Source organism: Mesorhizobium sp. LMG17149, from assembly GCF_024518695.1.
Classification (GTDB): Bacteria; Pseudomonadota; Alphaproteobacteria; order Rhizobiales; family Rhizobiaceae; genus Mesorhizobium.
In genome coordinates this window covers 442,741-464,538 of sequence record NZ_JANIFL010000003.1, presented here as the reverse complement: position 1 = coordinate 464,538, position 21,798 = coordinate 442,741, and the positions used below count along the sequence as shown (strand labels likewise).

General features: G+C 62.2%; 23 protein-coding genes. 14 read left to right on the top strand and 9 right to left on the bottom strand.

All coding sequences use genetic code 11. The annotated features are described in order from the left end of the window. Positions 1-35: 35 nt before the first annotated feature. The 4 genes from NP945_RS08385 to NP945_RS08370 are packed head-to-tail and all read left to right on the top strand — an operon-like array spanning position 36 to position 3,886. Positions 36-974, top strand: a complete 939-nt coding sequence (locus NP945_RS08385; protein ID WP_256746083.1) for a sugar phosphate isomerase/epimerase — start codon at positions 36-38, stop codon at positions 972-974. Beyond that, positions 971-1,906, top strand: a complete 936-nt coding sequence (locus NP945_RS08380) for a carbohydrate ABC transporter permease (protein ID WP_256746082.1) — start codon at positions 971-973, stop codon at positions 1,904-1,906. Before NP945_RS08385 ends, NP945_RS08380 begins: the two co-directional genes overlap by 4 nt. Beyond that, the gene (locus tag NP945_RS08375) at positions 1,906-2,814 is read left to right on the top strand and encodes a carbohydrate ABC transporter permease (protein ID WP_127267630.1); all 909 of its coding nucleotides are present in this window, start codon (positions 1,906-1,908) and stop codon (positions 2,812-2,814) included. The genes NP945_RS08380 and NP945_RS08375 overlap by 1 nt, the downstream gene beginning before the upstream one ends. A 1-nt stretch (position 2,815) precedes the next feature. Next, a complete protein-coding gene (locus NP945_RS08370) occupies positions 2,816-3,886 on the top strand; it encodes a Gfo/Idh/MocA family protein (RefSeq protein WP_256746081.1) in 1,071 nt (356 codons plus the stop codon). Here the strand turns inward: NP945_RS08370 and NP945_RS08365 are convergent. Together NP945_RS08365 and NP945_RS08360 are read right to left on the bottom strand one after the other, a co-directional pair. Continuing rightward, positions 3,883-4,689: an SDR family NAD(P)-dependent oxidoreductase gene (locus NP945_RS08365; protein ID WP_127267632.1), complete on the bottom strand. Its 807-nt coding sequence runs from the start codon at positions 4,687-4,689 to the stop codon at positions 3,883-3,885. The genes NP945_RS08370 and NP945_RS08365 overlap by 4 nt on opposite strands. Further along, positions 4,686-5,540: an NAD(P)-dependent oxidoreductase gene (locus NP945_RS08360; RefSeq protein WP_256746080.1), complete on the bottom strand. Its 855-nt coding sequence runs from the start codon at positions 5,538-5,540 to the stop codon at positions 4,686-4,688. The genes NP945_RS08365 and NP945_RS08360 overlap by 4 nt, the downstream gene beginning before the upstream one ends. A 232-nt stretch (positions 5,541-5,772) precedes the next feature. On the opposite strand from NP945_RS08360, the gene NP945_RS08355 reads away from it, so the two are divergent. Genes NP945_RS08355 through NP945_RS08345 form a run of 3 tightly spaced genes read left to right on the top strand, consistent with a single transcriptional unit; the run spans position 5,773 to position 8,243 of the window. Beyond that, entirely contained in the window at positions 5,773-6,417 is a 645-nt protein-coding gene (locus NP945_RS08355) for a cysteine hydrolase family protein (protein WP_256746079.1), read from the top strand. A gap of 48 nt (positions 6,418-6,465) precedes the next feature. Further along, positions 6,466-7,005, top strand: coding sequence for a MarR family winged helix-turn-helix transcriptional regulator (locus NP945_RS08350; RefSeq protein ID WP_256746078.1), 540 nt, complete (start codon positions 6,466-6,468; stop codon positions 7,003-7,005). 44 nt (positions 7,006-7,049) lie between these two features. Beyond that, positions 7,050-8,243: an amidohydrolase family protein gene (locus tag NP945_RS08345; RefSeq protein ID WP_256746077.1), complete on the top strand. Its 1,194-nt coding sequence runs from the start codon at positions 7,050-7,052 to the stop codon at positions 8,241-8,243. Positions 8,244-8,246: 3 nt separating this feature from the next. Here the strand turns inward: NP945_RS08345 and NP945_RS08340 are convergent, their stop codons facing one another. Further along, positions 8,247-8,831, bottom strand: coding sequence for an amino acid synthesis family protein (locus NP945_RS08340; RefSeq protein ID WP_127329177.1), 585 nt, complete (start codon positions 8,829-8,831; stop codon positions 8,247-8,249). After that, a complete protein-coding gene (locus NP945_RS08335; protein ID WP_127396267.1) occupies positions 8,828-9,412 on the bottom strand; it encodes an amino acid synthesis family protein in 585 nt (194 codons plus the stop codon). The genes NP945_RS08340 and NP945_RS08335 overlap by 4 nt, the downstream gene beginning before the upstream one ends. Before the next feature lie 255 nt (positions 9,413-9,667). Between NP945_RS08335 and NP945_RS08330 the strand changes: the two genes are divergently transcribed. The 6 genes from NP945_RS08330 to NP945_RS08305 all read left to right on the top strand — a co-directional run bounded on the left by NP945_RS08330 (position 9,668) and on the right by NP945_RS08305 (position 16,318). After that, positions 9,668-10,672: a BMP family protein gene (locus tag NP945_RS08330; RefSeq protein WP_127267638.1), complete on the top strand. Its 1,005-nt coding sequence runs from the start codon at positions 9,668-9,670 to the stop codon at positions 10,670-10,672. Between the two features lie 91 nt (positions 10,673-10,763). Next, complete coding sequence (locus NP945_RS08325) at positions 10,764-12,338, top strand: ABC transporter ATP-binding protein (RefSeq protein WP_127301659.1); 1,575 nt, start codon at positions 10,764-10,766, stop codon at positions 12,336-12,338. After that, on the top strand, positions 12,335-13,375 hold the full coding sequence (locus NP945_RS08320; RefSeq protein WP_127272241.1) for an ABC transporter permease: 1,041 nt from the start codon (positions 12,335-12,337) through the stop codon (positions 13,373-13,375). Before NP945_RS08325 ends, NP945_RS08320 begins: the two co-directional genes overlap by 4 nt. Beyond that, positions 13,363-14,349, top strand: a complete 987-nt coding sequence (locus NP945_RS08315; RefSeq protein WP_256746076.1) for an ABC transporter permease — start codon at positions 13,363-13,365, stop codon at positions 14,347-14,349. Before NP945_RS08320 ends, NP945_RS08315 begins: the two co-directional genes overlap by 13 nt. A gap of 11 nt (positions 14,350-14,360) precedes the next feature. Next, the gene (locus NP945_RS08310; RefSeq protein ID WP_256746075.1) at positions 14,361-15,374 is read left to right on the top strand and encodes a nucleoside hydrolase; all 1,014 of its coding nucleotides are present in this window, start codon (positions 14,361-14,363) and stop codon (positions 15,372-15,374) included. Next, positions 15,371-16,318 (top strand): nucleoside hydrolase, encoded by a 948-nt coding sequence (locus NP945_RS08305; protein ID WP_256746074.1) that lies wholly within the window; start codon positions 15,371-15,373, stop codon positions 16,316-16,318. Before NP945_RS08310 ends, NP945_RS08305 begins: the two co-directional genes overlap by 4 nt. 188 nt (positions 16,319-16,506) lie before the next feature. On the opposite strand, the gene NP945_RS08300 is transcribed toward NP945_RS08305, so the two are convergent. The 5 genes from NP945_RS08300 to NP945_RS08280 are packed head-to-tail and all read right to left on the bottom strand — an operon-like array spanning position 16,507 to position 20,970. Then, the gene (locus tag NP945_RS08300) at positions 16,507-17,046 is read right to left on the bottom strand and encodes a prepilin peptidase (RefSeq protein WP_256746073.1); all 540 of its coding nucleotides are present in this window, start codon (positions 17,044-17,046) and stop codon (positions 16,507-16,509) included. A 1-nt stretch (position 17,047) separates the two neighbouring features. After that, positions 17,048-17,590, bottom strand: a complete 543-nt coding sequence (locus NP945_RS08295) for a tetratricopeptide repeat protein (RefSeq protein WP_127383256.1) — start codon at positions 17,588-17,590, stop codon at positions 17,048-17,050. A 54-nt stretch (positions 17,591-17,644) separates the two neighbouring features. Continuing rightward, the gene (locus NP945_RS08290; RefSeq protein ID WP_256746072.1) at positions 17,645-18,595 is read right to left on the bottom strand and encodes a type II secretion system F family protein; all 951 of its coding nucleotides are present in this window, start codon (positions 18,593-18,595) and stop codon (positions 17,645-17,647) included. An 18-nt stretch (positions 18,596-18,613) separates the two neighbouring features. Continuing rightward, positions 18,614-19,582 carry a type II secretion system F family protein gene (locus NP945_RS08285; RefSeq protein WP_256746071.1) on the bottom strand — a complete coding sequence of 323 codons (969 nt, stop codon included), beginning with the start codon at positions 19,580-19,582 and terminating at the stop codon, positions 18,614-18,616. Next, positions 19,582-20,970 (bottom strand): CpaF family protein, encoded by a 1,389-nt coding sequence (locus NP945_RS08280; protein ID WP_256746070.1) that lies wholly within the window; start codon positions 20,968-20,970, stop codon positions 19,582-19,584. Before NP945_RS08280 ends, NP945_RS08285 begins: the two co-directional genes overlap by 1 nt. A 530-nt stretch (positions 20,971-21,500) precedes the next feature. Here NP945_RS08280 and NP945_RS08275 point away from each other — a divergent pair. Continuing rightward, positions 21,501-21,719: a Flp family type IVb pilin gene (locus NP945_RS08275; RefSeq protein WP_256746069.1), complete on the top strand. Its 219-nt coding sequence runs from the start codon at positions 21,501-21,503 to the stop codon at positions 21,717-21,719. Positions 21,720-21,798 lie beyond the last annotated feature (79 nt).

The following is a 21,798-nucleotide window of genomic DNA, read 5'->3' as shown; positions in this document are numbered from 1 at the left end:
GCCTGCTTCGGGCAGCCTCGCCCATCGGAGAACACATGACGACACATCGCGCCGAACGGCAGCGCTTCTCGATCGGCTATCATCTGAACAGCTGGGACCTGACCGGCCTTCCGCTCAGGCCGGCCATCAAGTTTCTCGCCGACCAGGGCTTCGGCTGGTTCGAGATCCTCGCCTTCACCAGCCTGTCGGACCAATACGCCCGCAAATACATGCAGCTCGGCAACCAGGCGCCGATGGGAGTGACCACCGACACCGACATCTTGCGGCGCTATGCGCTGCTGTCGGAAGGCCAGAGCGAGTATGGCATCAAGCTCTCCTCCTTCTACGTCAATGCGATTTTCACCAACCCTGTCGCCTGGACCTATGAACGGGACGTTCTCGTCGCGCTGACCAGGATGTTGAAGGGCTTTGGCTCACCGGTGCTGGTTCTCGGCGGCGGTCCCTCGGAAGCCGCTGCCGGGGCGCACACGGCCGACGACTACCGCGCCTTTTGCCGGGCGCTCGAGGATATCGGCAGGCGGACAAAGGACCTTGGCATCGAGACGGTCTATCACCCGCACCTCGACACCTTCATCGAGCGCCGCGACCAGCTCGACCGCATGATGGACGAACTGGATACCGACCTGGCCGGCCTGTGCATCGATCCGGCGCATCTTGCCCACACCAATTCCGATCCGGTCGACGCGGTCAAGACCTACATTTCCGCCGTGCGCTACATGCATTTCAAGGACACCAGGGTCGATCCGGCGCTGAAGGGCTATGACCGCTATGGCGCCTTTTGCGAGCTCGGCGCCGGGGTCGTCGATCTCGCTGGCATCGTCGACGTCCTGCTGGATGCAAACTACGATGGCCTCGCCATCATCGAGCTGGATGCGTCCAAGAAAACGGCAGAGCAAAGCACGCTCGAGAGCATCGCCTATGTCAGGGACACGCTCGGGCTGGTGCTGACCCCGCAAGGCGCGAAGGCCACATGAGCACGCGACCGCAAGAGGCGGCTCCTGTTTCGAGCCGATCCAGCACCTGGCGCTTCAATGCCGGGGACGGGGCGGTCGCATTCGTCATGATCCTGCCCGCCGCGATCCTCTTCGGTCTTTTCTACCTCTGGCCGTTCGTCAACGGCTTCTGGCTCAGCCTGCACAATTGGGACGGGTTTTCCGACCCGACCTGGGCAGGTATTTCCAACTACAAGCGCCTCGTGCACGATCGCATTTTCCTCGGTGCGCTGCGCAACAATTTGATTTTCGTCGTTGCCGTCGTGGTCCTGAAGAACGCGCTCGGCCTCGGGCTGGCGCTGCTTCTGAACCGGGCGCTGCTTGGCCGCGCCTTCTTCCGCGCCGCCGCTTTCGTCCCGGTGACGATGTCCTTCGTCGCCGTCGGCCTGCTCTGGTCCTGGATCTACAATCCCGTCTTCGGCCTGCTCAACAGCGGGCTCGATCTCATTGGCCTCGCCGGGCTGAAACGATCATGGCTCGGCGACGCCGACATCGCGCTCTACTCGATCATCGTCGTCGATGTCTGGAAATGGCTCGGCTTCCATGCCGTCATCTATCTGGCCGGGCTGCAGACGATCCCCTCGGAACTTTATGAATCCGCGAAAATGGACGGCGCCGGCCCCTTGCAGCGTTTCCGGCACGTCACCGTTCCGATGATGATGCCGATCATCTTCATCAACACCATCCTCGGCCTTTCCGGCGCCTTCGTGCGCAATTTCGACATCGTCTATGTCCTGACCAAGGGCGGCCCGAACCACGCCACCGAAGTGGTGCTCACCTACATGATGAGCAAGGCCTTCCAGGACGGCGCCATGAGCTACGCCGCGGCGATCGGCTATGTGCTGTTCATGATCGTCGGGCTGGCCAGTGTCGGCCTGCTGGCCCTGATGCGCAGGCAAAGGCTCGACGTCTGATGAGAGCAGCCGCCAACCCTCCAATTTCGCTGGACGATGGCGCCGCCGGCTCTCGCCGTCGCGGGCTCATGCAGCGCCTCGGCATGCGCGGCATCCTCGAACTTGGCGGCATCTATGCCGCGCTCGTCCTCGTGCTCTTCGAGACCGTTTATCCGCTGCTTTGGGTGCTGTTCGGTTCGCTCAAGACCAAGCAGGAAATGCTCAGCAATGTCTGGGGTCCGCCATCGAGCCTGGTGCTGCAGAACTATGCCGATGCCTGGCGGATCGCCGGCATGGGATCGCGCATCGTCAACAGCATCTTCGTCACCGGCTCGGCATTGATCATTCTGGTGGCCGTCGCGACGCCGTGCGCCTATGCGGTGGCGCGTCTTCGTTTCCCCGGACGCGGTCTTGTGGTCGCAGTCGCGGTTGCGGCCATGCTGGTGCCGCCGCAGGTGATGGCCATTCCGCTGTTCCTGGTGGCGCGCGATCTCGGCCTGATAAACAGCCGGCTCGGCATTGCCTTCATCTATGCCGCGACGTCGCTGCCGCTTTCGGTCTTCATCCTACGCAGCTTCTTCATCACATTGCCGGCCGACCTCGAAGATGCCGCGCGCATCGATGGCGCCAGCCGGCTCGAGATCCTGATCCACATCATGCTGCCCCTGGTGCGGCCGGGCGTTGCGCTGATCCTCATCTTCGGCTTCATCGAGATCTGGAATGATTTCTTCCTGGCCTTCCTGCTGTTGCGCGACCCTTCGGTGCAGACCATCCCGCTTGGACTGGTCAGCTTCTTCCAGCAATACGACTCGCTCTGGACGCTCTATTTCGCCGCGTTGACGATCACGACACTGCCGGTGATCGTCGTCTTTGTCGCCATGCAACGGCAGTTCATCGCCGGCCTGACAGCCGGCGCCGTGAAGGGTTGACATGCAGGATCGCGTTATTGGCGTCGGCGTCATCGGCTGCGGCGAGATCGCCCAGCTGATGCACTTGCCTTATCTGATGGAATTGCCGGCGTTTCGCATCGCCGCCTTGTGCGACATCTCTCCCGGCACGGCCGACAAGGTCGCGGAACATTATGGCGTCACTGCCAGATATACCGACCATCGCGCGCTGCTTGCCGACCCGAATGTCGATGCGGTCGTGATCTGCACCTACGATCATGGCGAGATGGTTGCCGATGCAATCCGCGCCGGCAAGCACCTGATCGTCGAGAAGCCGCTTGCCTTCACGCCGCAGGAGGCGCGCCCGCTGGTCGAGCAGGCCGAGCGGAGCGGCCTCGTCGCCCTTGTCGGCTACATGAAATTCTATGATCCCGGCTATGAGACCGGGCTGGAGCGCATCGCCGCCATCGGCCGGCCGAAGTCGATCCATGTCCACGATTTCGCCGGCCGCTTCGACCGTTATGGCCAACTCTACACGCAGACCAGGGTCACCGACGTGCCGGCCGATGTGTTGGCGGCGGGGCGCGAAACGGTCGCTCGGCGCATCGAGGCGGCGCTCGGTGTGGACCATGCCGGCTATCGCGATCTCTATCTTGTACTGCTCAGCCTCGCCAGCCACGACCTTGCCGTCATGCGCGGTGCTTTCGGCACACCCGACCGCGTCGTCCATGCACAGCAGACCGGCCCGAACCAGTTGCTGGCCGTGCTCGACTATGGCGGCGTCCCTTGCCTCTTCGACATGGCACTTGCCCAGTATGAATGGTGGGACGAGTGGATCCATGTGCATGGCGAGCGCGACGAGGTGCGGATCGAATTCCAGAACCCCTATTTCCGCAATGCCTCGGCGACTGTCCGGCTACGTGAAACGACAGGCGAGGCTGCATCCGAACGCGTTCTGCCTGGCGTTCCTGATACGTCGTTCCGCCGCGAGTGGCTGCATTTCGCCGATTGCATCCTTGCCGGCGCGAAACCGCGCACGCCGCTTTCGGGCGGGCTCGCCGATCTCGATCTTGCCGTTCGGATCATCCAGGCAATGCCGCCGAAAAGACTTTAGCGAAATTTCGGAAACGCGCCGCCATCAGGGGCATTGGCCCAGCTCTGCAAGGTCTGGCCGCCGTCGATCAGCCAATCCACGCCTGTGACGTGCTTCGCCTCGTCGGAGGCCAGGAAAGCCACGGCGGCCGCGACATCGTCCGGCTGGCCGATGCGGCGCAACGGAATGCGGTCGGCGAAATGCTGAACGCTGCTCTTGAATTCGCCGTTGCCGGAAGCTGGCACGCCAAGCGTCGTCTCGATCACGCCGGGGCAGATGGCATTGACGCGTATGCCATAGGGCGCGGCATCGAGCGCCGCGACCCGCGTCAGGCCGACCACGCCGTGTTTGGAAGCGACATAGCCAGCTCCCCCCGAAAGGACGTCCCAACCGGCCATGGACGAGCCCATGTTGACGATCGAGCCACCGGTCCCGGCCTTGATCATCGCCCGAAGCGAAGCCTGCAGCACGAGAAAGATGCCGCGCAGATTGATGCGGATGGTCGTATCCCAGTCCTCGACCGGCAGGTCGTGAACGGGAGCGACGACGCCGGAAATGCCGGCATTGTTGAACACCACGTCGAGGCCGCCGAACGTCTCGACGGTCGCCTCGACGGCGCGCCGCACATCCGCTTCGTCGGTGACGTCGGCTTCGATGGCAATGGCGTTTTCACCCAGTGAGCGAGCCAGTTGCTGCGCCGCCGCGCCATTGCGGTCGACAATGGCGACCCGCGCGCCTTCGTCAAGGAAACGCCGCACCGCTGCGCTGCCGATCGCGCCGGCGCCGCCGGTGACGAGAACATTCTGTTTTTCGAACCGTTTCATTGTCCGGCCTCCGGCTTCGGATAGGAACGCCACGAATGGCTTGGCTCGAAGCCGATCGTTTCGCGCGCATGGATCGTGTCGAGCACGGCGCCGAAACCGGCGATCGGCCGTGACAGGGGGACATCAGGGTAGACCCGGCGCACGAGCGCTTCGGTTTCCTCTTCCATGAATGTGTCGGCGGCGCTCAGGACGACGCGCAGATGGCCGTCGCCTTGCCATTCAAGCGCCCGCAGGAAGCCCTGCCCGGCGTCGCGCGCATCGAGATAGGCCCACAGGTCGCGGGCACTGTCGGCAGTGGCGCGGCGCGGCCCGACGCCCTCGAAAAAAGAACCCGGCGTCTGGATCCACGGCATGCGGATACTGACCGCCGAAAAGGCGCCGCGGCGCACCGCCGCGTCGACGATTTCCTCGCCCAGCCATTTCGACAGGCCGTACGGGTCCTGCGCGCCGACCGGATGGTCCAAGTCGACCGGCAGATAGGGCGGCCGCACAGGTTTCTCGAAAAAGGGATAGCCGAAAACGCTGAAGGACGAGGCATAGACGAAGCGCCTGGCGCCGGCCATGGCAGCTGCCTCGACCACATTGTAGGCGGTCGCAATGTTGGTCTTGAACACCTCGCCGCCGGCCCGGCCGGTCGGCCGCGGAATGGCCGCGACATGCACAACGGCGTCGCAGTCGCGCACCAGCTGCAGCGTCGATCCCAGATCGGTCAAATCGGCGGTTGCGTGGCGCCATGCGACCTCATCCGGCACCACGGCATCGAGACCAAGCACATCGTGGCCGGCCGCAACCAGAGCCTCGGCCACATGGCGGCCAAGCAGGCCACTGGCTCCGGTGACGATGGTTTTCATATCTCGACCTCGGCTCCGCAATTCAGCGGCTTGAATATCATTGATGGTCATACAAATCGAGCACATGCCTGACAAGCGTTGTCAAGGCCATTTCGCGATGGACAAATAGCGCATACGCTTGTCGGAGCGCGGTGCGCAAGGCCGACCAGCACGCTTTGCGTCGAACGGGATTGACTTGGCATCCACTAGGGTTTTTTGTATGAGCATCAACGATCGGTCAAAGGAGCTCGCCATGTCCGTGGACAGTTTTTCCTCACATCGGCACGATGACGCGGTGCGTCTCGATTCACGCCGTGCAGCCGTTGTCGTCATCGATATGATCAATGAATTCTGCAAGCCCGGCGGGGCCATGGTCCTGCCTGGGTACGAGACGCTGGTCGGGCCGCAACTGGCCGTGATCGAGGCCGCGCGCGCCGCCGGCGTGCCGGTGATCTGGGTCCATGACAGCCACCGGCCGGGCATGCGACGCGAGCGCGAATGGGTGAAGCGCACGCCGCATTGCCTGGACGGAAGCTGGGGGCCGGAGATCATCGAGGATCTCGGCGCCCGCGATGATGAGATCCATGTGATCAAGCGGCGCTACTCGGCCTTCTTCCAAACCGACCTCGACCTGACGCTGAAAGACATGCAGATCGATCAGTTGATCATCTTCGGCGTGGTCACCAATATCTGTGTGCGCTCGACCGTCCACGATGCCTTTTTCCAGGGCTATGAGGTGGTGGTGCCAAGCGATTGCTGTGCGGCGACGGGACCACGCGAGCAGGAAAGCTCGCTGTATGACATAGCGACCCATTTCGGCGTGGTCAGCGATTCGGCTGATGTCGTCGCAGCCCTCCGCGACGGGACGTCGCTTCAACCAGCGAGGGTTGCGGCTTGAGCCTTTTCCAGCCGACGACATCCAAGACAGCGGCGATAGGAGTCCGGTGTGACGACTGAATCCGAAAAAGGCGCGACGCCGAAAACGCCGAGCGGCGATGCACCCCCGAGCCGCGAGCAGGTGCTGCAGCAATACGCCGGGACCGGCTATGAACTGGACCGCCACCCGGCGCACGTCATCCGCCGGGCGCATCAGCGCGCGACGTTGCGCTTCCAGCAGGTCATGGCCGGCGAAGACCTTTCGCCAACGCAATTCGCGGCGCTCGCCACGATCCTCAAGCATGGCGAAGTTTCGCAGAACCATCTCGGCCGGCTGACGGCGATGGACCCATCGACCATCAGCATCGTCATGCGCAAACTGCTCAAACACGGGCTGATCACGCGCAGCGCCTCCGAAACCGACCAACGCCTGACGATGATCGCGCTGACCAGCAAAGGGACCGACTATACGCTGGAGCGGCTCGAACGCAGCGTCGAGGTCGGGCGGCGGTTCCTGTCGCCGCTCTCACCGGCCGAGCAGGCGACGCTGCTTCGCCTGCTCCAGCGCATCAACGACGACGACCCATCGAATGGCGACGGCGGCAAATAAGCTGCGTCCAGTCCTTTTTTCCATAACAGCAAAAGTGAGAACCGATGTCGTCCGACCTCCAGTCGTCTGCCAACACGCTCGTCGTCCGCAATATCGGTCTCATGCTGAGTGGCGATCTAGCACAACCGATCATCGACGCCGACACCATCGTCGTGACCGATGGACGCATATCAGGCATTGGCAAGGCAGGCGACATTGATGGCGGCAGCGCGGCGACGATCATCGATGCGATGGGCTGCGCGGTCGCGCCGGGTCTTATCGACAACCACGCCCATCCGGTGGCTGGCGACTGGACGCCTCGGCAGAACCAGATCGGCTGGATGGATTCGACCGTGCATGGCGGCGTCACCACCATGATCTCGGCGGGGGAAGTCCACACGCCGGGCCGACCGCGCGACCTTGTCGGGCTGAAGGCGCTGGCGATCGCTGCCCAACGCACCTTCTCCAACTTCCGTCCGAACGGCATGAAGATCCTCGCTGGGGCACCGATCCTGGAACCCGGCCTTACCGAGGAAGACTTCCGCAGTCTCGCCGAGGCCGGCGTGACGCTTGTCGGCGAGGTCGGGCTTGGCGGCGTCAAGGATGGGCCGACCGGCCGGCAGATGATCGCCTGGGCGCGCAAATACGGCATGACCTCGATGACCCACACGGGCGGTCCATCCCTGCCCGGCTCCGGCCGCATCGGCGCGGATGTCGTGCTGGAGGTCGACGCCGACATCGTCGCCCACGTCAATGGCGGGCCAACCGCCCTGCCCGACGCGGAAATACGGCAGATCTGCGAGAAGGGCTCGAGGGCGCTTGAAATCGTCCATAACGGCAATTTGCGCACCGGACTGTTCGTGCTCGACCTGGCAAGGCAGCGCGGCGAACTTTCGCGCGTCATCCTCGGCACCGACAGCCCGGCCGGATCCGGCGTGCAGCCACTCGGCATCCTGCGGATCCTCACCATGCTGGCTTCGCTGGGGGGTATTGCGCCGGAAGTGGCGTTCTGTCTTGCCAGCGGCAACACGGCGCGCGTGCGCAGACTGGACGATCGCGGTTTGATCGAGGTCGGTCGCGCCGCCGACCTGATCTTCATGGATCAGGCGATTGGCGGCGCCGGCGACGGGCTGCTCGACAGCGTGGCGCTCGGCAATCTTCCAGGCATTGGAATGGTCGTCATCGACGGCGTGGTGCGGACCGGCCGGAGCAGAAATACGCCTCCGGCGCTCCGGGTGCCGGAAATCCTGGCGGCCTGACGGTCAGCCGACGCCGTCAATCCCGACAATCTTGTCCTTGGTCAGCCCGCCGACGCGCGGGTGCGGCCTGCCGGAATCGGTGACGGCGATAGCGACGACGATCTCGTCGGCACGCGGTGCGTCGGGAACACGAACCTCCATGCCGTCGAAATGGCTGCGCACCCGCGCCGCATCCTTGTGACCGAGCGGAATATCGAGCGACACGCCGAGGCCGCCGCGCTTCTTCGATGAAGGAATGAGCGCGGCGCCCTTGCCAAGCACATCGCGGAACGGGGCGCCGAGCTTTGGATGAAGGATGGCGGCGGCATGTTCGAGCTCGCCATCGGCGCCGACGGCGGCGGCCTTGCCGAAGCTCTCGACCCGGTCGCCGGCAATGCCCAGAGCAGCGACCGCGCGCCTGGGCAAGATATCGCCCAGGGCTTCGCCTATGGCGCTCAGTGCCGACAGGTCCTCGACATAGGTACCCGCATAGGGGTTGCGGATCACCGCAATGGCTGCGGCACGCCGCGTCGGCGGATCGACGGGCCGTCCGCCTTCGATCCGGGTTTCCTCGACGATGGTGATGATGCGGCGAATTTCCGGGCTCATCGCAATCCGTCCTCGCCCTTGATGTCGGCGGCAGCAAGGCCGCCGACCCGTGCATGGACGCGTGCGCCGGTGGTCATCGCCAGGATGACCGCCATTTCGTCGCCGCGCGGCGCATCGGCAATGCCTATCTCGATCGCATCGAAATGGCTGCGCACATAGGAGGCGTTTATGTGCGTGATCGGGATGTCGATGCGCGTTCCGGGGCCGCCGACCTTCTTGGTCGAAGGCACGATCGCCTTGGCATTGCCGAGCAGTTCGCGCATCGCATAGCCCCCCGGATTGTGCCAGAGCGCGCCATGTTCAAGCTCGCCGGTGGCGCCGACTATGGCACCCTTGCCATAGCCTTCGATGGCCTGGCCGCCTTCACCAATGGCGTCGATCAGGCGCCGAGCCATATCGAGACCGAGCGGCTTCAGGTCTTCCATGAAGCCGGTGATCTCCTCGACATAGCGTCCGGCAAAAGGGTTGGCAATGACCGCGACGACCGCGCCTCGCTTGAGCGGGCGTGCCGCGTGGGGTCCGCCCTCATGGAATATCTCTTCGACCTGAACCAGAAATTTCCTGACCACCACAGCCGGCATTGTTTCGCTTCCTTCATCCCGTCGTTCATGAAAACTCATTAGAGTATCAACAATTATGCCCGTCGACATTTGTCAAGCGCAGACGTCGAGCACGTGGGCGAAGGGCCAAGAAAACTGCATCGGATGACGATTGACAGCCTGTTAAGCCGCTCCTAAACTCATATGACCATCAACGAAATCGCCGTTGTCCCGGCGATATGTGGGGGATGGTCAAAGCGTGGCTTGAAAAGCTGAAAAAAGCTGAAGGGGAATGACATGAAAAGGGCGCTCAAGAGTTTATTTCTGGCCGGCACGATGCTTGCCATTTCGTTCGGACCGGCCGCCGCGCAGGCCAAGGTTTCCGTGGCCGCCATCTCGGGATACTTCGCACAGGGTTTTGGCGTTTCGATCGTCAACGGCCTCAACAAGGCCAAGACCGATTTCGGCATCGACCTCAAGCTGGTCGACACCGGCAATCGCGCGCTCGACTACCAGCAGCAGTTCGAGAATCTTGCCAAGGGCAAACAATATGACCTCATCTTCGTGATGGGCTGGGAACTGGTGGACTCGCTGCAGAAGGTCAGCGCCGAATATCCTGACCAGCGCTTCGTGTTCATCGATGGCGTCCTCGACAACCCCAAGATGATCTATGCCAATTTCGCCGAGGAGCAGGGATCCTTCGTCGCCGGCGCGCTTGCCGGCATGATCGAGGCCAAGGGCACCGCCTTCGACAAGATCGGCGACGGCAAGGCGATCGGATTTGTCGGCGGCCGAGATATCCCGGTGATCCGCAACTTCCTGGGCGGCTACGAGCAAGGCGCCAAATATGCCGCGCCCGACGTCAAGGTAAACTCCGTCTTCGCCGGAACCTTCGACGACCCGGCCAAGGGAAGCGAACTTGCCCAGGCGCTTTACGGCCAGGGCTCCGACATTGTCTACAACGTCGCCGGCCCGACGGGTGAAGGCGTGATGCAGGCAAGTGCCGCGGTCGACAAATATTCGATCGGCGTCGACATCGACATGTGCGGCTCGGCTCCCGGAAATGTGCTCGCCAGCATGCTGAAGCGCGGCGACATCGCCGTCTACACGCTGATCAAGGACGAGGTCGAGGGCCGCAAGATCACCGCCGGCACCCGCACTTTCGACCTCGCCTCGGGCGGTGTCGAGGTCAAGGTCTGCGATGATATTGCCCCAAAGATCCCCGCTGACGTGACCGCCAAGCTGGACGAGATCAAAAAGGGCATCGTCGACGGCAAGATCGTGATCGCCAAGGCAAAGTAAGCCAACAACAGCGCCTCCCTCCCAAGAAAGCGCTACACTGATCCGCCGCGGCTTGCCGCGGCGGATCAGTGTCCAATCTGCGAGAGCCACGTTGTCGAACACGCCGGGGTCGCCGACCCTCCACAGCAATGCCGCGATAGCCGTCGAGTTGACTGGCATCACCAAGCGTTTTGGCGCATTCGTCGCCAATGACGGCATCGACCTTGCGGTCCGCCGCGGCGAGATCCACGCCATCATCGGCGAGAACGGCGCCGGCAAGACGACGCTGATGAACATCCTGTTCGGCCTCTTGCAGCCGGACGAAGGCTCGATCCGGCTGAACGGTGAAGAGATCGTGATCGCCGATCCGTCCGTGGCGATAAAGGCCGGCCTCGGCATGGTTCACCAGCATTTCAAGCTGGTTCCCTCGCTCTCGGTTGCCGACAACGTCTTTCTCGGTATGGAAATCCGTCGCCATGGGCTGATCGACCACGCCGCACAAATTGCGCGTACGCGCGACCTGTCGAAGCGCTTCGGCCTGCAGGTCGATCCGACCGAGCGCGTCGGGCTGCTCTCGGTCGGCATAGAGCAACGCATCGAAATCCTGAAGGTCCTGGTGCGCGGCGCGCGCACCATCATCCTCGATGAACCGACCGCCGTGCTGACGCCGCAGGAAAGCCGTGAACTGTTCCAGACACTGCGCAGCTTCGTGGCCGAAGGCATGACGGTGATCTTCATTTCGCATCACCTGGAAGAGGTGATGGAAGTGTCCGACACGGTGACGGTGCTGCGCAACGGCAGGAAGGTGGCGACCCGGCCGACGGCCGAGCTCAGCAAGGACGAGTTGGTGCACATGATGGTCGGCCGCGAGGTGAGCTTCGACCGCCGGCCGCGCGCTTCGCTGCACGGCGACGTGGTGCTCGAAGTCAAGGATCTGTGGGCGCGCGACGATCGCCTGCTGCCGGCTCTTCGCGATGCCAGTTTCACCGTCCGCTCCGGCGAGGTGGTGGGGATCGCGGGTGTGGCCGGCAATGGACAGACGGAGCTGGCGGAAGTGCTTTCGGGCTTGCGACCGGCAAGCCATGGCGGGGCGTGGCTGAAGGGCCGGAATCTCACCGCACTCTCCCCCGCCGCGATCCGCCAGGCAGGCCTCGCCCATGTTCCAGGCGACCGCATGGTACGCGGGGTCGATCGCAATGCTTCGATAGCGGCCAACACCCTGATGGGCCGCCAGCATCGCGCCCCATGGAGCCGCGCCGGCATGCTCAACTGGAATGCCATAAATCAAAACGCCGAAACGCTGATCAAGAGCTTCGATATTCGCGCGCGCGGAGCCGGTGATGCGGTCAAGCGGCTTTCGGGGGGAAACATCCAGAAGGTCGTTCTGGCGCGCGAATTCACCAACGGCGCCGATTTCCTGCTGATCGACCAGCCGACGCGCGGCGTCGACATCGGCGCCCAGGAGGCCATTCATGACGAGATCATGCGCCAGCGCGCCGCCGGCCGCGCAATCCTGCTGATTTCCGTGCAGCTCGACGAACTGGCCGCCCTTGCCGACCGCATCCTGGTGATGTTCAACGGGCGGATCATGGGCGAGGTCGCCGGCGACGAGGCCGACGAGGAGCGCATCGGCATGATGATGGCAGGCGTGGCCGTGCCGGAATTCGCCGCGGAGACCGCATCATGACAGACCATTTGCGTGCCGTTTCCGGCCAGGTGATCGCCATCGGCGTGGCGCTGCTGATGGGCGCGATCATCATCCTCATGGTCGGCGAAAGCCCGGTGCGTGTGTTCATGACGCTGTTGCGCGGCGCCTTCGGCGATCAGGAGAAGATCGCCGGGACCTTGCTGCAGACGACGCCGATCCTGATCTGCGGTGTCGCCGCCTGCATCGGCCTGCGCGGCGGCATGTTCAACGTCGGCATCGAGGGCCAGCTGTTCCTCGGCGGCTTCGCCGCCGCGTGGGTCGGCTTTGCCATGCCCCTGCCCGCGGGCATTCACACGCTGGCCGCGCTGGCGCTGGCGGTCGTGGCAGGCGCGGCCTGGGTCGCCATCCCCGCCTACTTCCGCGCCCGCTACAACACCAACGAAGTCGTCTCGACGATCCTGTCGAACTACGTGGCGGTGCTGCTCACGTCCTACTTCACCATCTTCCTGTTCAAGCGGCCGGGTGGCTGGTCGGAGACGCCGCCGATCCTGGCGACATCCTATCTGCCGGAGATCTTCACCTTTTCGCGGTTGAACTGGGGCCTGGTCATTGGCCTGGTGCTGGCGGTCGGCGCAGCCCTTGTCTTCCGCTACACCAAATGGGGTTACGGCGTCACGATGGTCGGTTCGGCCCCGAAATTCGCCGAATATGGCGGCGTCAACGTGAAACGGCAGGGTTTCCTGGTCCTGCTGCTTTCAGGAGCCGTCGGCGGGCTGGCCGGCGGCGTCGAGACGCTCGGCGTCCATCACCGCTTCATGGAAGGATTTGCCCCCGGTTTCGGCTTCGACGGGCTGATCGCCGCCCTGCTTGCCAATGGCTCGCCTGTCGCCACCATCTTCACCGCACTGTTCTTCGGCGCCCTGCGCAACGGATCGCTGCTGCTCGAGGTCGATACCAGCGCGTCGCGCGAAATCATCACCGTGATCCAGGCGCTGATCATCCTCAGCGTGTCGGCCCAGGTGCTGGTGAGAAAGCGTGGCGACAGCCAGGCAGGGGAACGGCGATGGAAATTCTAGACAAGCTCATCAACGTCGCGCTGATCGCGGCGACGCTTCGCACCACCGCGCCCATCCTTCTGGTCGCGCTTGGCGGCTCGTTCACCACCAAGGCCGGCATCTTCAACATCGGCCTCGAGGGGCAGATGCTGATCGGCGCCTTCTTCGCCGTCCTCGGGTCGATCTGGACCGGTTCCGCGCTGGCGGGGGTCGCCTGCGGCGTCGCGGCGGCGCTCGTCTTCGCCCTGGTTTTTGCTGTCCTGGTGGTGAGCTTCAAGGCCAATGAAGTGGTCGTCGGGCTGGCGCTCAACATCCTGGCCGGCGGCATGACGATCTCGCTGATGAAAGCGATCTTCGGCACGCGCGGTTCGATCGTCGGTCACGGCATCGTCGGCCTGCCGAAAGTCCAGCTGCCCGGTGCCCGCGACCTTCTCGGCTCGTGGGCGCCGCTGATCTCCGGTTTCACGCCGCTCGTCTATGTCGCCTTCATCGCCGTGCCGCTGCTGGTCGTCTGCTATACCAGGACGCGGCTCGGCCTCTATATCCGTGTCGTCGGCGAAAAGCCGGAAGCCGCCGAGGCGCTTGGCATCTCGATCACCCGCGTCCGCTATATCGCGTCCCTGCTGTGCGGATTGCTGGCGGGCCTCGCCGGCGCTCATCTGTCGCTCGGCTACATCACCATGTTCACGGAAAACATGTCGTCGGGCCGTGGTTTCATGGCGGTGGCGATCCTGATCTTTTCCAACGGCGATCCGCTGAAGGTGCTGGCCGGCTGCCTGCTGTTCGGCTTCGCCGATGCTTTTTCGTTGCGCCTGCAGACGTTCGGCTATCCGTCCTACCTGGTTCTCACCGTGCCCTATGTCGTCGCGCTGGTCGCATTGTTCGCGCTGTCCTACCGGGCGCGTCCAAGGATCATCGCGGAGACGCTGGAATCGATGCGTAAGCTGCTGTCGGTAGACAAGAACACTGAAGCCGGCGGCAAAAATCCCCAGTGAAGGAAGCCTTTATGGAACGCATAATCCTCGACGTGGATTCGGCCGGCGACGATATTCTCGCCGTGCTGTTTGCGGCGATCAATCCGAAGCTGCGGCTCGAGGGCGTGACCACCGTGACCGGTGCCGCTGGCCCGATCGAGCAGGTCACCAACGTCGTCCTCAACACACTGACGCTCGCCGGGCGTGACGATATCCCGGTTCACGCCGGTGCGTGGCGGCCGATCGTCGGCAACGCCAAGGCCGACATGGAGGCGCCGGTGCATTTCGAAAAACGGCTCGTTGCCCGTTTCGGCGATCGCCTGAAGAAGTTCAACCCGCCGGCGCCGACGCCGGTGCGGCAGGCGACGTCGGGACATGCGGTCGATTTCATCATCGGCACGGTCATGGCCAATCCGGGCGAGATCACGCTGGTGACGACCGGCCCGCTGACCAATGCGGCGATGGCGCTGTTGCAGGAGCCGGGATTGACCGGTGCACTGAAGCGGCTGATCGTGCTCGGCGGCAATTTCCAGACGCCGGGCAACATCACACCCTTGTCGGAGTACAACATCTGGGCCGATCCGGAGGCCTCGCGCATCGTGCTCAACGCCGATGTCGAGAAGATCCTCGTGCCGCTCGACATCTGCGAGGACAACCGCGTCGCCGATTCGATGCTGACACGCGACGACATCGCCGACATGCAGGCCGTCGCCAGGGACAATCCCGTCCTTGAGATGATCGCCGACAGCTTCCCGATCTACATCGACATCTGGCGCGAATTCTTCGACCTCGTCGGGTTCCCGATGGACGACGTGATCACCGTGGCGCTGGCTTACGATCCCGGCCTGGCGACGATGACCGAGCCGCTGTTCGCAGACGTCGTGCTCGACGGCAGGCTGGCGCGCGGCCAGACCGTCGCCTATCGCGGCCGGCAATTGCTGCCCGGCGGCGGGCCCAAGACCACCCGCATCTGCACCGGCCTGGACGGCCGGCGTTTCCTCGACGGCTTCAAGAAAACCATAGCGCGCTACGAGCGGGCGGCGTGAAAGACGACATGATGACCAAGCCAACTCCTATCCTGTTCGACTGCGACCCCGGCCACGACGACGCCATCGCGCTGGTCATGGCGCATCGCTCGCCGGCCATCGAACTCATCGGCGTCACCACGACCTGCGGCAATGCGGAAGTCGAGAAGACGACCGCCAATGCCTTGCGCATCCTGGAATATATCGGCGCCGGCGACGTGCCTGTCGCGCAGGGCTGTCACCGCCCGCTGGCGCGCCCGCTGGTGCTCGGCACCGCCGATGGCCCCAGCGGCCTCGAGGGCTCGCCCTACCTGCCGCAGGCGACGATCAAGCCGGTTGACCAGCATGCTGTCGATTTCCTGGCCGAGAAGCTGCGCGCCGCGCCCGAACCGATCCTGGTCGTCGCCACCGGCCCGCTCAGCAATATCGGCCTGATGATCCTCAAGCATCGCGACGTGCTGCCCAAGATCAAGGAGCTGATCTGGATGGGCGGCGTGTTTTACCGCAAGAGCGAGATCATCACGCCGACCGAGTTCAATGCGTTCTGCGACCCAGAAGCGCTGAAGATCGTTCTGGACAGCGGCGTGCCGATCCTGATGGTCGGCCTCGACGTCACCATGCAGGTGCTGATCGAGGCGCCGCAATATGCCGAACTCGCCACCATCGACACACCGCTCGGCCGGCTCGTCAACGACTGGCTGCTGTTCTACGAGAAGCTGCACCGCAACTCGATGGGCGTCGGCGGCGCCATGCACGATCCGCTGGCGCTGGCGCTGGCCATCGACCCGACATTGGTGCGCACGCGCCCTGCCCATATCGGCGTCGACCTGTCCGGCACCTACGCCTTCGGCGCGACCATTGCCGATTACTGGGGCGAGCGCGGTGAAAAGGACAATGCCCGCATCGCCCATGAGGTCGACGCAGACCGCTTCTTCAAGCTGATGTTCGATCTGCTGCGGGACTGAACGGAACGCAAGCTGCGCTTGGCAGCGCTTCACGATAGGAATTTTTTCTTGACTCGCTGCACTCAGCTATGGTACATTTTTGCCTATGGTGCTGATTTGCGCCAGTGACCCGCCGCACAGGCGGGTTTTTCGTTTGATGCTCCGTCAAATCTCCCGCGAGGCAATTTCAGCTGCGTGAGATGTCAGGGTCAGTTGAGCTGGTTGAGGATTCCAGAGCTGCTCGCGACCATCAAACTCCGGTAGATCAGGAACGCCAGCGTACAGATCGCGGCGAGCGAGATCGGCACGCCGAACGGCACCACGCCCTTGCGGTCCAGATGCTGCACGACAAGCCGAAAAGCGCCCGCCGGCAGCATGAACGGGTTTTTCACGATGACCGCGGTGGCCAAAGCGAAAACCAGGAGCAGCACTGAAAACACCGCGAGAGCGCCGCCGCTGATCAGGAATGGCACGACTGCCAGCAGCTTGACGTCGCCGGCGCCGATCTTGCGCAAGACCCAGAAGGGCAAGAGCGCGACGAACAGCAGAAGTCCGGCGAGAGCGCTCAGCCCCATGTCCCACCACGACCCGGATTGGAGCGACAGCAGCAGCAGGCCCCCGGCGCCCAGGCAGAGCAGCAGCAGCACGTCGCGGTTGGAAATCTTCTGCGTCTTGAAGTCGAGCCAGCCAATCCTTGCCAGCAGAGGGATGGCGAGCACCTTCAGCAGCAGCGCTTCGACGAGCAGCATGCTAGCGCTCGACGTTCTGCACGCTTGACGACAAAAGCTTCAGATTGTTGGCGACGGTCGGGTCGTTGGGCGCCAGTTCGTAAGCCTTGAGGAAGTTCGAGCGTGCATCCTGCAGCTTGCCGCGCAGCAGGTAGGAATAGCCGACATTGTTGTAATATTCGGGCGTCGCGCCGACCAGCTTGAAGGCCTTGGCATAGGCCTTGTCGGACAGGTCGAAGCGGTGGATCCGGTCGGTGCAGGCGGCCAGCCCCATCCAGGCGTTACCGTCATTGGGCGCCAGTTGCGTCGCCTTGAAGAACAGCGCGCCGGCATTGCCGTAATTCTCGGCACGGAACTGGTTCTTGGCCTCCGCGACGGCCTGGTCCGAGGCATAGTATTCGACGTCGCTGACCGTCTTCAGCCCATCGAAAGCATCGCCAAAAGACGTTACGTCGCCTTTCGACGGCTCGTTGGTGCGCACGACACCGTCGGTTATGTCCGCCGTCTGGCAACCGGCAAGCACCGCCATGAGCAGACAGGCCGCGGCCGCGATAACCCTCTTCATAAATGTGTCCCCTTGGGGTCCCCGACTCACATTAGGACCGAATGATATACCTAACTAGAAGAAAATGCGCTGCATGCGAATGATGACCGGCAACATGATGACCATCATAACCACAGGGAATATGCATAGCCCCAATGGAATCATCATCTTCACCGGCAAAGAGTTGGCGCGTTCCTCTGCACTCAGAATTCGTTGCCCGCGCATCTCCGCGCTATAAACACGCAAGGCATCGGTAAGGCTGGTGCCGAGCTCTTCCGATTGCCGGAACAGCACGGCCAGTGCCCGCGCCTCGTCAAGCCCGATGCGATCGGCGAGTTCACGTAGCGCTTCCCGCAACGGCTTGCCAGCACGCAACTGCAAATTCATGATCGACAGTTGTATTCCCAGCCATTTGTGGGTGGCGGCCATTTCATGGCTGACGCGTTCAACCGCCCCCTCCAGGCTCATGCCGGCATCGGCGCAGGTGATCATCATGTCCATGAAGTCGGGGAAAGCCCGGCGATAGACCTGTTTTTGGCTGTTCTCGAAACGGTCGAGCAGAATGGCGGGAAGCACGATGCAGGCGAGGCCGAACAAGGCAGAACCAGCAAGGGTGATGAAACCCGGCAGGTGCGACGGCAGAACCCGCGACAGGAGTGCATACATTGCCAGGAAACCGACGCAGACCGCGACAAGGCGGCACAGCGTGTAAATCAGCGGTGCGCTGGATTTATAAAAGCCGGCGCGAAACAGCTTCGCTTCCAAAGCGTTTGGCTCTTCGCGCTCCTTCTCGATCGACTTGAAGTAGGCATCGACCGGCCGTTGCGCCGCAAGCTTGGCAAGCTGGTCTTGTCCGAGCATGGATCGGCGGTCTGTAATTCCTTCGCCCATCAGGCTCTGCGCGACGAGCTTTCGTGTCTGCAGAGCCGGCAAGAAGACAAGCGCACCGAACAGGAAGAGGGACACCGCCGCCACGAAGACGGCAATGGATACCAAGAAACCCAGGTCCTGAATGTTCGAAAACAATTTCTTTCGTTGCTCCAGTCAGAAATCGAAAGTGACCATCCGGTACATGATGAAGTCACCAAGCAGAGCCCACAGCCCAAAAATCAGAAATATCGGGAAGATGAGCGGGTTGCCCCAGACGGCGCCGTAATAGGCCGGGGCAAGGATTTGAAGTGTGAAGAACATCACAATAGGGAACAAGGAGATAATCCACGCGGAGACGCGACCCTCTGCCGAGAGCGCCCTGATTTTCATTCGTAATTTCTGCCGTTCACGCAGAACCGAGGAAAGATTGGCCAGAATTTCGGTCAAATTGCCGCCCGTCTTGGCCTGGATCGACAGCGACACCGACAGCAGCTGAAGGCCCTCGAAGCCGACACGCTGCGAAAGCTTTCGCACGGCCTGCTCGATGCTGAGACCAAAGGTTATCTCATCGGAGACGATGCCGAATTCGGTGCCGAGCGGATCCGGCATTTCACGCGCGACCAGACCGATCGCGATCGAAGCCGGGTGTCCGGCGCGCAGCGAACGAACGATCATGTCGAGCGCATCCGGCAGCTGTTTGGCAAATTTCCGAATTCGCTTGTTGCGGGCGCGCCGGAGGACGAGAAGCGGCAGGACAAGCCCTACGACCAGAAAGATAAGAAGCGACGCCAATGCGGAAAAATTGAAGAGTATCAGCAGCAACGCCATCGCCAGCCCTGCAAGCAGAAATGTTGCGGCGAAGGTCAACGGATTTCCGGTGATACCGGACTGGGTATAGAGCCTGTTCAGCCAGACCATACCGAAAAGAAAATCGCCGGAGTCCGTGAGCCCGCGTTCTCGCAGCAATCCCTGTAACGTTTGTTCGGCCGGGACGTCGCCAGCGAGCCGCTTCAATCGGCGATTGACTGCTAGAGACCGAGAGCGGCGGCCGGCAAAAGAAAGATAAAAAGCTTCGCCGGCGAGAATAAGCGAGGCCGCCGCCAGCATGTAGATGAAGTAGAGCAGAGCTTGACCGGTCGGCATCAGAGGGCAACCTGCGGGTTGAAGGCGTCCTTGGCAAAATGATGGCCAAGCGTCGCAGCCTCCGGAGCGAAACGCGGACGGACACCGGTGGCGCGAAAATCTCCGATGACCTTGCCCTCGGCCGTCACCTCACGGCGGACGAAATGATAGATTTCCTGAAGCTGCACGACATTGCCCTCCATGCCAGTCAGTTCAGATATGGAGGTGACACGACGGCCGCCGTCCGAAAGACGCTGTGTCTGGACGATGATGTCGATGGCGGACGCAATCTGCGCCCGGATTGACTCATGCGTCATCGGCATGCCGGCCATGCCGACCATCTGTTCGAGCCGCGAGATCGCATCGCGGGGCGTGTTGGCATGGATTGTCGTCATCGAGCCTTCATGGCCGGTGTTCATCGCCTGCAGCATGTCGAAAGCTTCCTCGCCACGAACTTCGCCGACGATGATGCGGTCGGGCCGCATGCGGAGCGCGTTCTTCAGCAATTCGCGCTGGCGAACCTCGCCCCGACCCTCGACATTGGGCGGGCGTGTCTCCAGCCGGCCGACATGCGGTTGCTGCAATTGCAGTTCGGCCGCATCCTCGATGGTGATCAGCCGCTCTTTCGAGGGGATGTAACTCGACAGGGCGTTGAGCAATGTCGTCTTGCCGCTGCCGGTTCCCCCCGAAACCAGGATCGATTTGCGCGCCTGGACGGCGATGCGCAGCAATTCGATCATCGGCGGCCGGATCGAGTTGAATGCCATCAGGCGTTCGAGCGAATAGGGATTTTTCGAGAATTTACGGATCGACACCAGCGGGCCGTCCACCGAGATCGGGCGCACCGCAATATTGACGCGAGAGCCGTCCTCCAGCCGCGCATCCACCATGGGCGACGATTCATCGACACGCCTGCCGATGGCCGAAACGATCTTGTTGATGACGCGCAACAGATGCGCCTCGTCACGGAAACGGATTGCGGTCTCTTCGATCATGCCACGCCGCTCTATGAAGACGCGTTTGTGGGTGTTGATCATGATGTCGGTAATGGAATCGTCCTTGAGCAATGGCTCGATCGGCCCAAGTCCCAGCATCTCGTCGGCGGTGTCGCTGGTCAATTGATCCAGCTCGCGTGCGTTCAACGGCACATTCCGATTTCGAACGAACTCGCGCACGATCGGACGAATCTCATTCAGGATCTCATCCTTGGAAGCACTTTCAAGCGCGGTCAGGTTGAACCGATCGATCAAGTGGCGATGCAGTTCGACCTTGATCGTCAGAAAATCATTGCCATGCGATTCAATATCAGCGGCTGGTGAAGGAGCAGAAGCAACAGGCAGAACAGTCAGCGACTCCGCCTTTGGCGCTGGCTGCTGCTCGCTAGGCCCCTTGATGAATCGCCCCAGCATAATCGCTTATACTCCCCTTAATCCCTCATTAGCGGAAACTAACTGTTAACCACGGGAGGCACAAGCGCCCAAGTGGCTGCCGTACCCTCAATACTGTCTACATAGTTAAGATCATGAGGCTGTAATAATGCGCTTATTTGATATGGCTGCCGGTTCGTGACCACAGGCTCGATTTCGCTTTCCGCACTCATCCGATTTTTCGGGACGAACCGCCCGATATCTGCAGCTAACCCCTTAGATATAAAGGAATATGCATTATGACTAATGCTTCCTCAATCTTGCCACATCCGCGGCGAAATTGTGAACGAATGGTTAAGGCGCTTGAAAAATGAAAGGAATCAAGCTGTTGATAACATTCGGAGCTGTGATCTTCTTGCCGAATCATGTACATGAAAGTTAAGGAACCCTTAATGTCGTTTGACTCCGCGTTTTCTCGGGACCTAGGATCGAGATGACGGGGGATGCTTGGGTATGGATTTCATCCTTGGCTCTGTCTCGTCGGGTTCAAACCTCCAAAGGGAGAAATTGACATGAAGAAGCTCATGACGATGACCCGGCAGTTCCGCGACGATGAGAACGGCGCTGCCATGGTCGAATATTCAATCCTTATCGGTATCATTGCCGTCGCCTCAATCATGACGGTCATCGCCATCGGCGGATGGGTGAACGCCAGGTTCACGGGTCTCTGCGATGCTTTGGAAGCATCGACAGTCGGTGGGTGTAACGCCACCACCGGTATCGGCTCCTGATCGCCTGACTACATTCAGGCCCGGATCATTCGAGCCGGGCCTGAATCCGATCGCAGCGGGCGAATCCCGCATTGGGGCT

Bases quoted from the DNA above. Each gene is read 5' to 3' on its own strand.
- NP945_RS08385 (WP_256746083.1), top strand. From the start codon at position 36: ATGACGACACATCGCGCCGAACGGCAGCGCTTCTCGATCGGCTATCAT.
- NP945_RS08380 (WP_256746082.1), top strand. From the start codon at position 971: ATGAGCACGCGACCGCAAGAGGCGGCTCCTGTTTCGAGCCGATCCAGC.
- NP945_RS08375 (WP_127267630.1), top strand. From the start codon at position 1,906: ATGAGAGCAGCCGCCAACCCTCCAATTTCGCTGGACGATGGCGCCGCC.
- NP945_RS08370 (WP_256746081.1), top strand. From the start codon at position 2,816: ATGCAGGATCGCGTTATTGGCGTCGGCGTCATCGGCTGCGGCGAGATC.
- NP945_RS08365 (WP_127267632.1), bottom strand. From the start codon at position 4,689: ATGAAACGGTTCGAAAAACAGAATGTTCTCGTCACCGGCGGCGCCGGC.
- NP945_RS08360 (WP_256746080.1), bottom strand. From the start codon at position 5,540: ATGAAAACCATCGTCACCGGAGCCAGTGGCCTGCTTGGCCGCCATGTG.
- NP945_RS08355 (WP_256746079.1), top strand. From the start codon at position 5,773: ATGTCCGTGGACAGTTTTTCCTCACATCGGCACGATGACGCGGTGCGT.
- NP945_RS08345 (WP_256746077.1), top strand. From the start codon at position 7,050: ATGTCGTCCGACCTCCAGTCGTCTGCCAACACGCTCGTCGTCCGCAAT.
- NP945_RS08340 (WP_127329177.1), bottom strand. From the start codon at position 8,831: ATGAGCCCGGAAATTCGCCGCATCATCACCATCGTCGAGGAAACCCGG.
- NP945_RS08335 (WP_127396267.1), bottom strand. From the start codon at position 9,412: ATGCCGGCTGTGGTGGTCAGGAAATTTCTGGTTCAGGTCGAAGAGATA.
- NP945_RS08330 (WP_127267638.1), top strand. From the start codon at position 9,668: ATGAAAAGGGCGCTCAAGAGTTTATTTCTGGCCGGCACGATGCTTGCC.
- NP945_RS08320 (WP_127272241.1), top strand. From the start codon at position 12,335: ATGACAGACCATTTGCGTGCCGTTTCCGGCCAGGTGATCGCCATCGGC.
- NP945_RS08315 (WP_256746076.1), top strand. From the start codon at position 13,363: ATGGAAATTCTAGACAAGCTCATCAACGTCGCGCTGATCGCGGCGACG.
- NP945_RS08310 (WP_256746075.1), top strand. From the start codon at position 14,361: ATGGAACGCATAATCCTCGACGTGGATTCGGCCGGCGACGATATTCTC.
- NP945_RS08300 (WP_256746073.1), bottom strand. From the start codon at position 17,046: ATGCTGCTCGTCGAAGCGCTGCTGCTGAAGGTGCTCGCCATCCCTCTG.
- NP945_RS08295 (WP_127383256.1), bottom strand. From the start codon at position 17,590: ATGAAGAGGGTTATCGCGGCCGCGGCCTGTCTGCTCATGGCGGTGCTT.
- NP945_RS08285 (WP_256746071.1), bottom strand. From the start codon at position 19,582: ATGCCGACCGGTCAAGCTCTGCTCTACTTCATCTACATGCTGGCGGCG.
- NP945_RS08280 (WP_256746070.1), bottom strand. From the start codon at position 20,970: ATGCTGGGGCGATTCATCAAGGGGCCTAGCGAGCAGCAGCCAGCGCCA.
- NP945_RS08275 (WP_256746069.1), top strand. From the start codon at position 21,501: ATGAAGAAGCTCATGACGATGACCCGGCAGTTCCGCGACGATGAGAAC.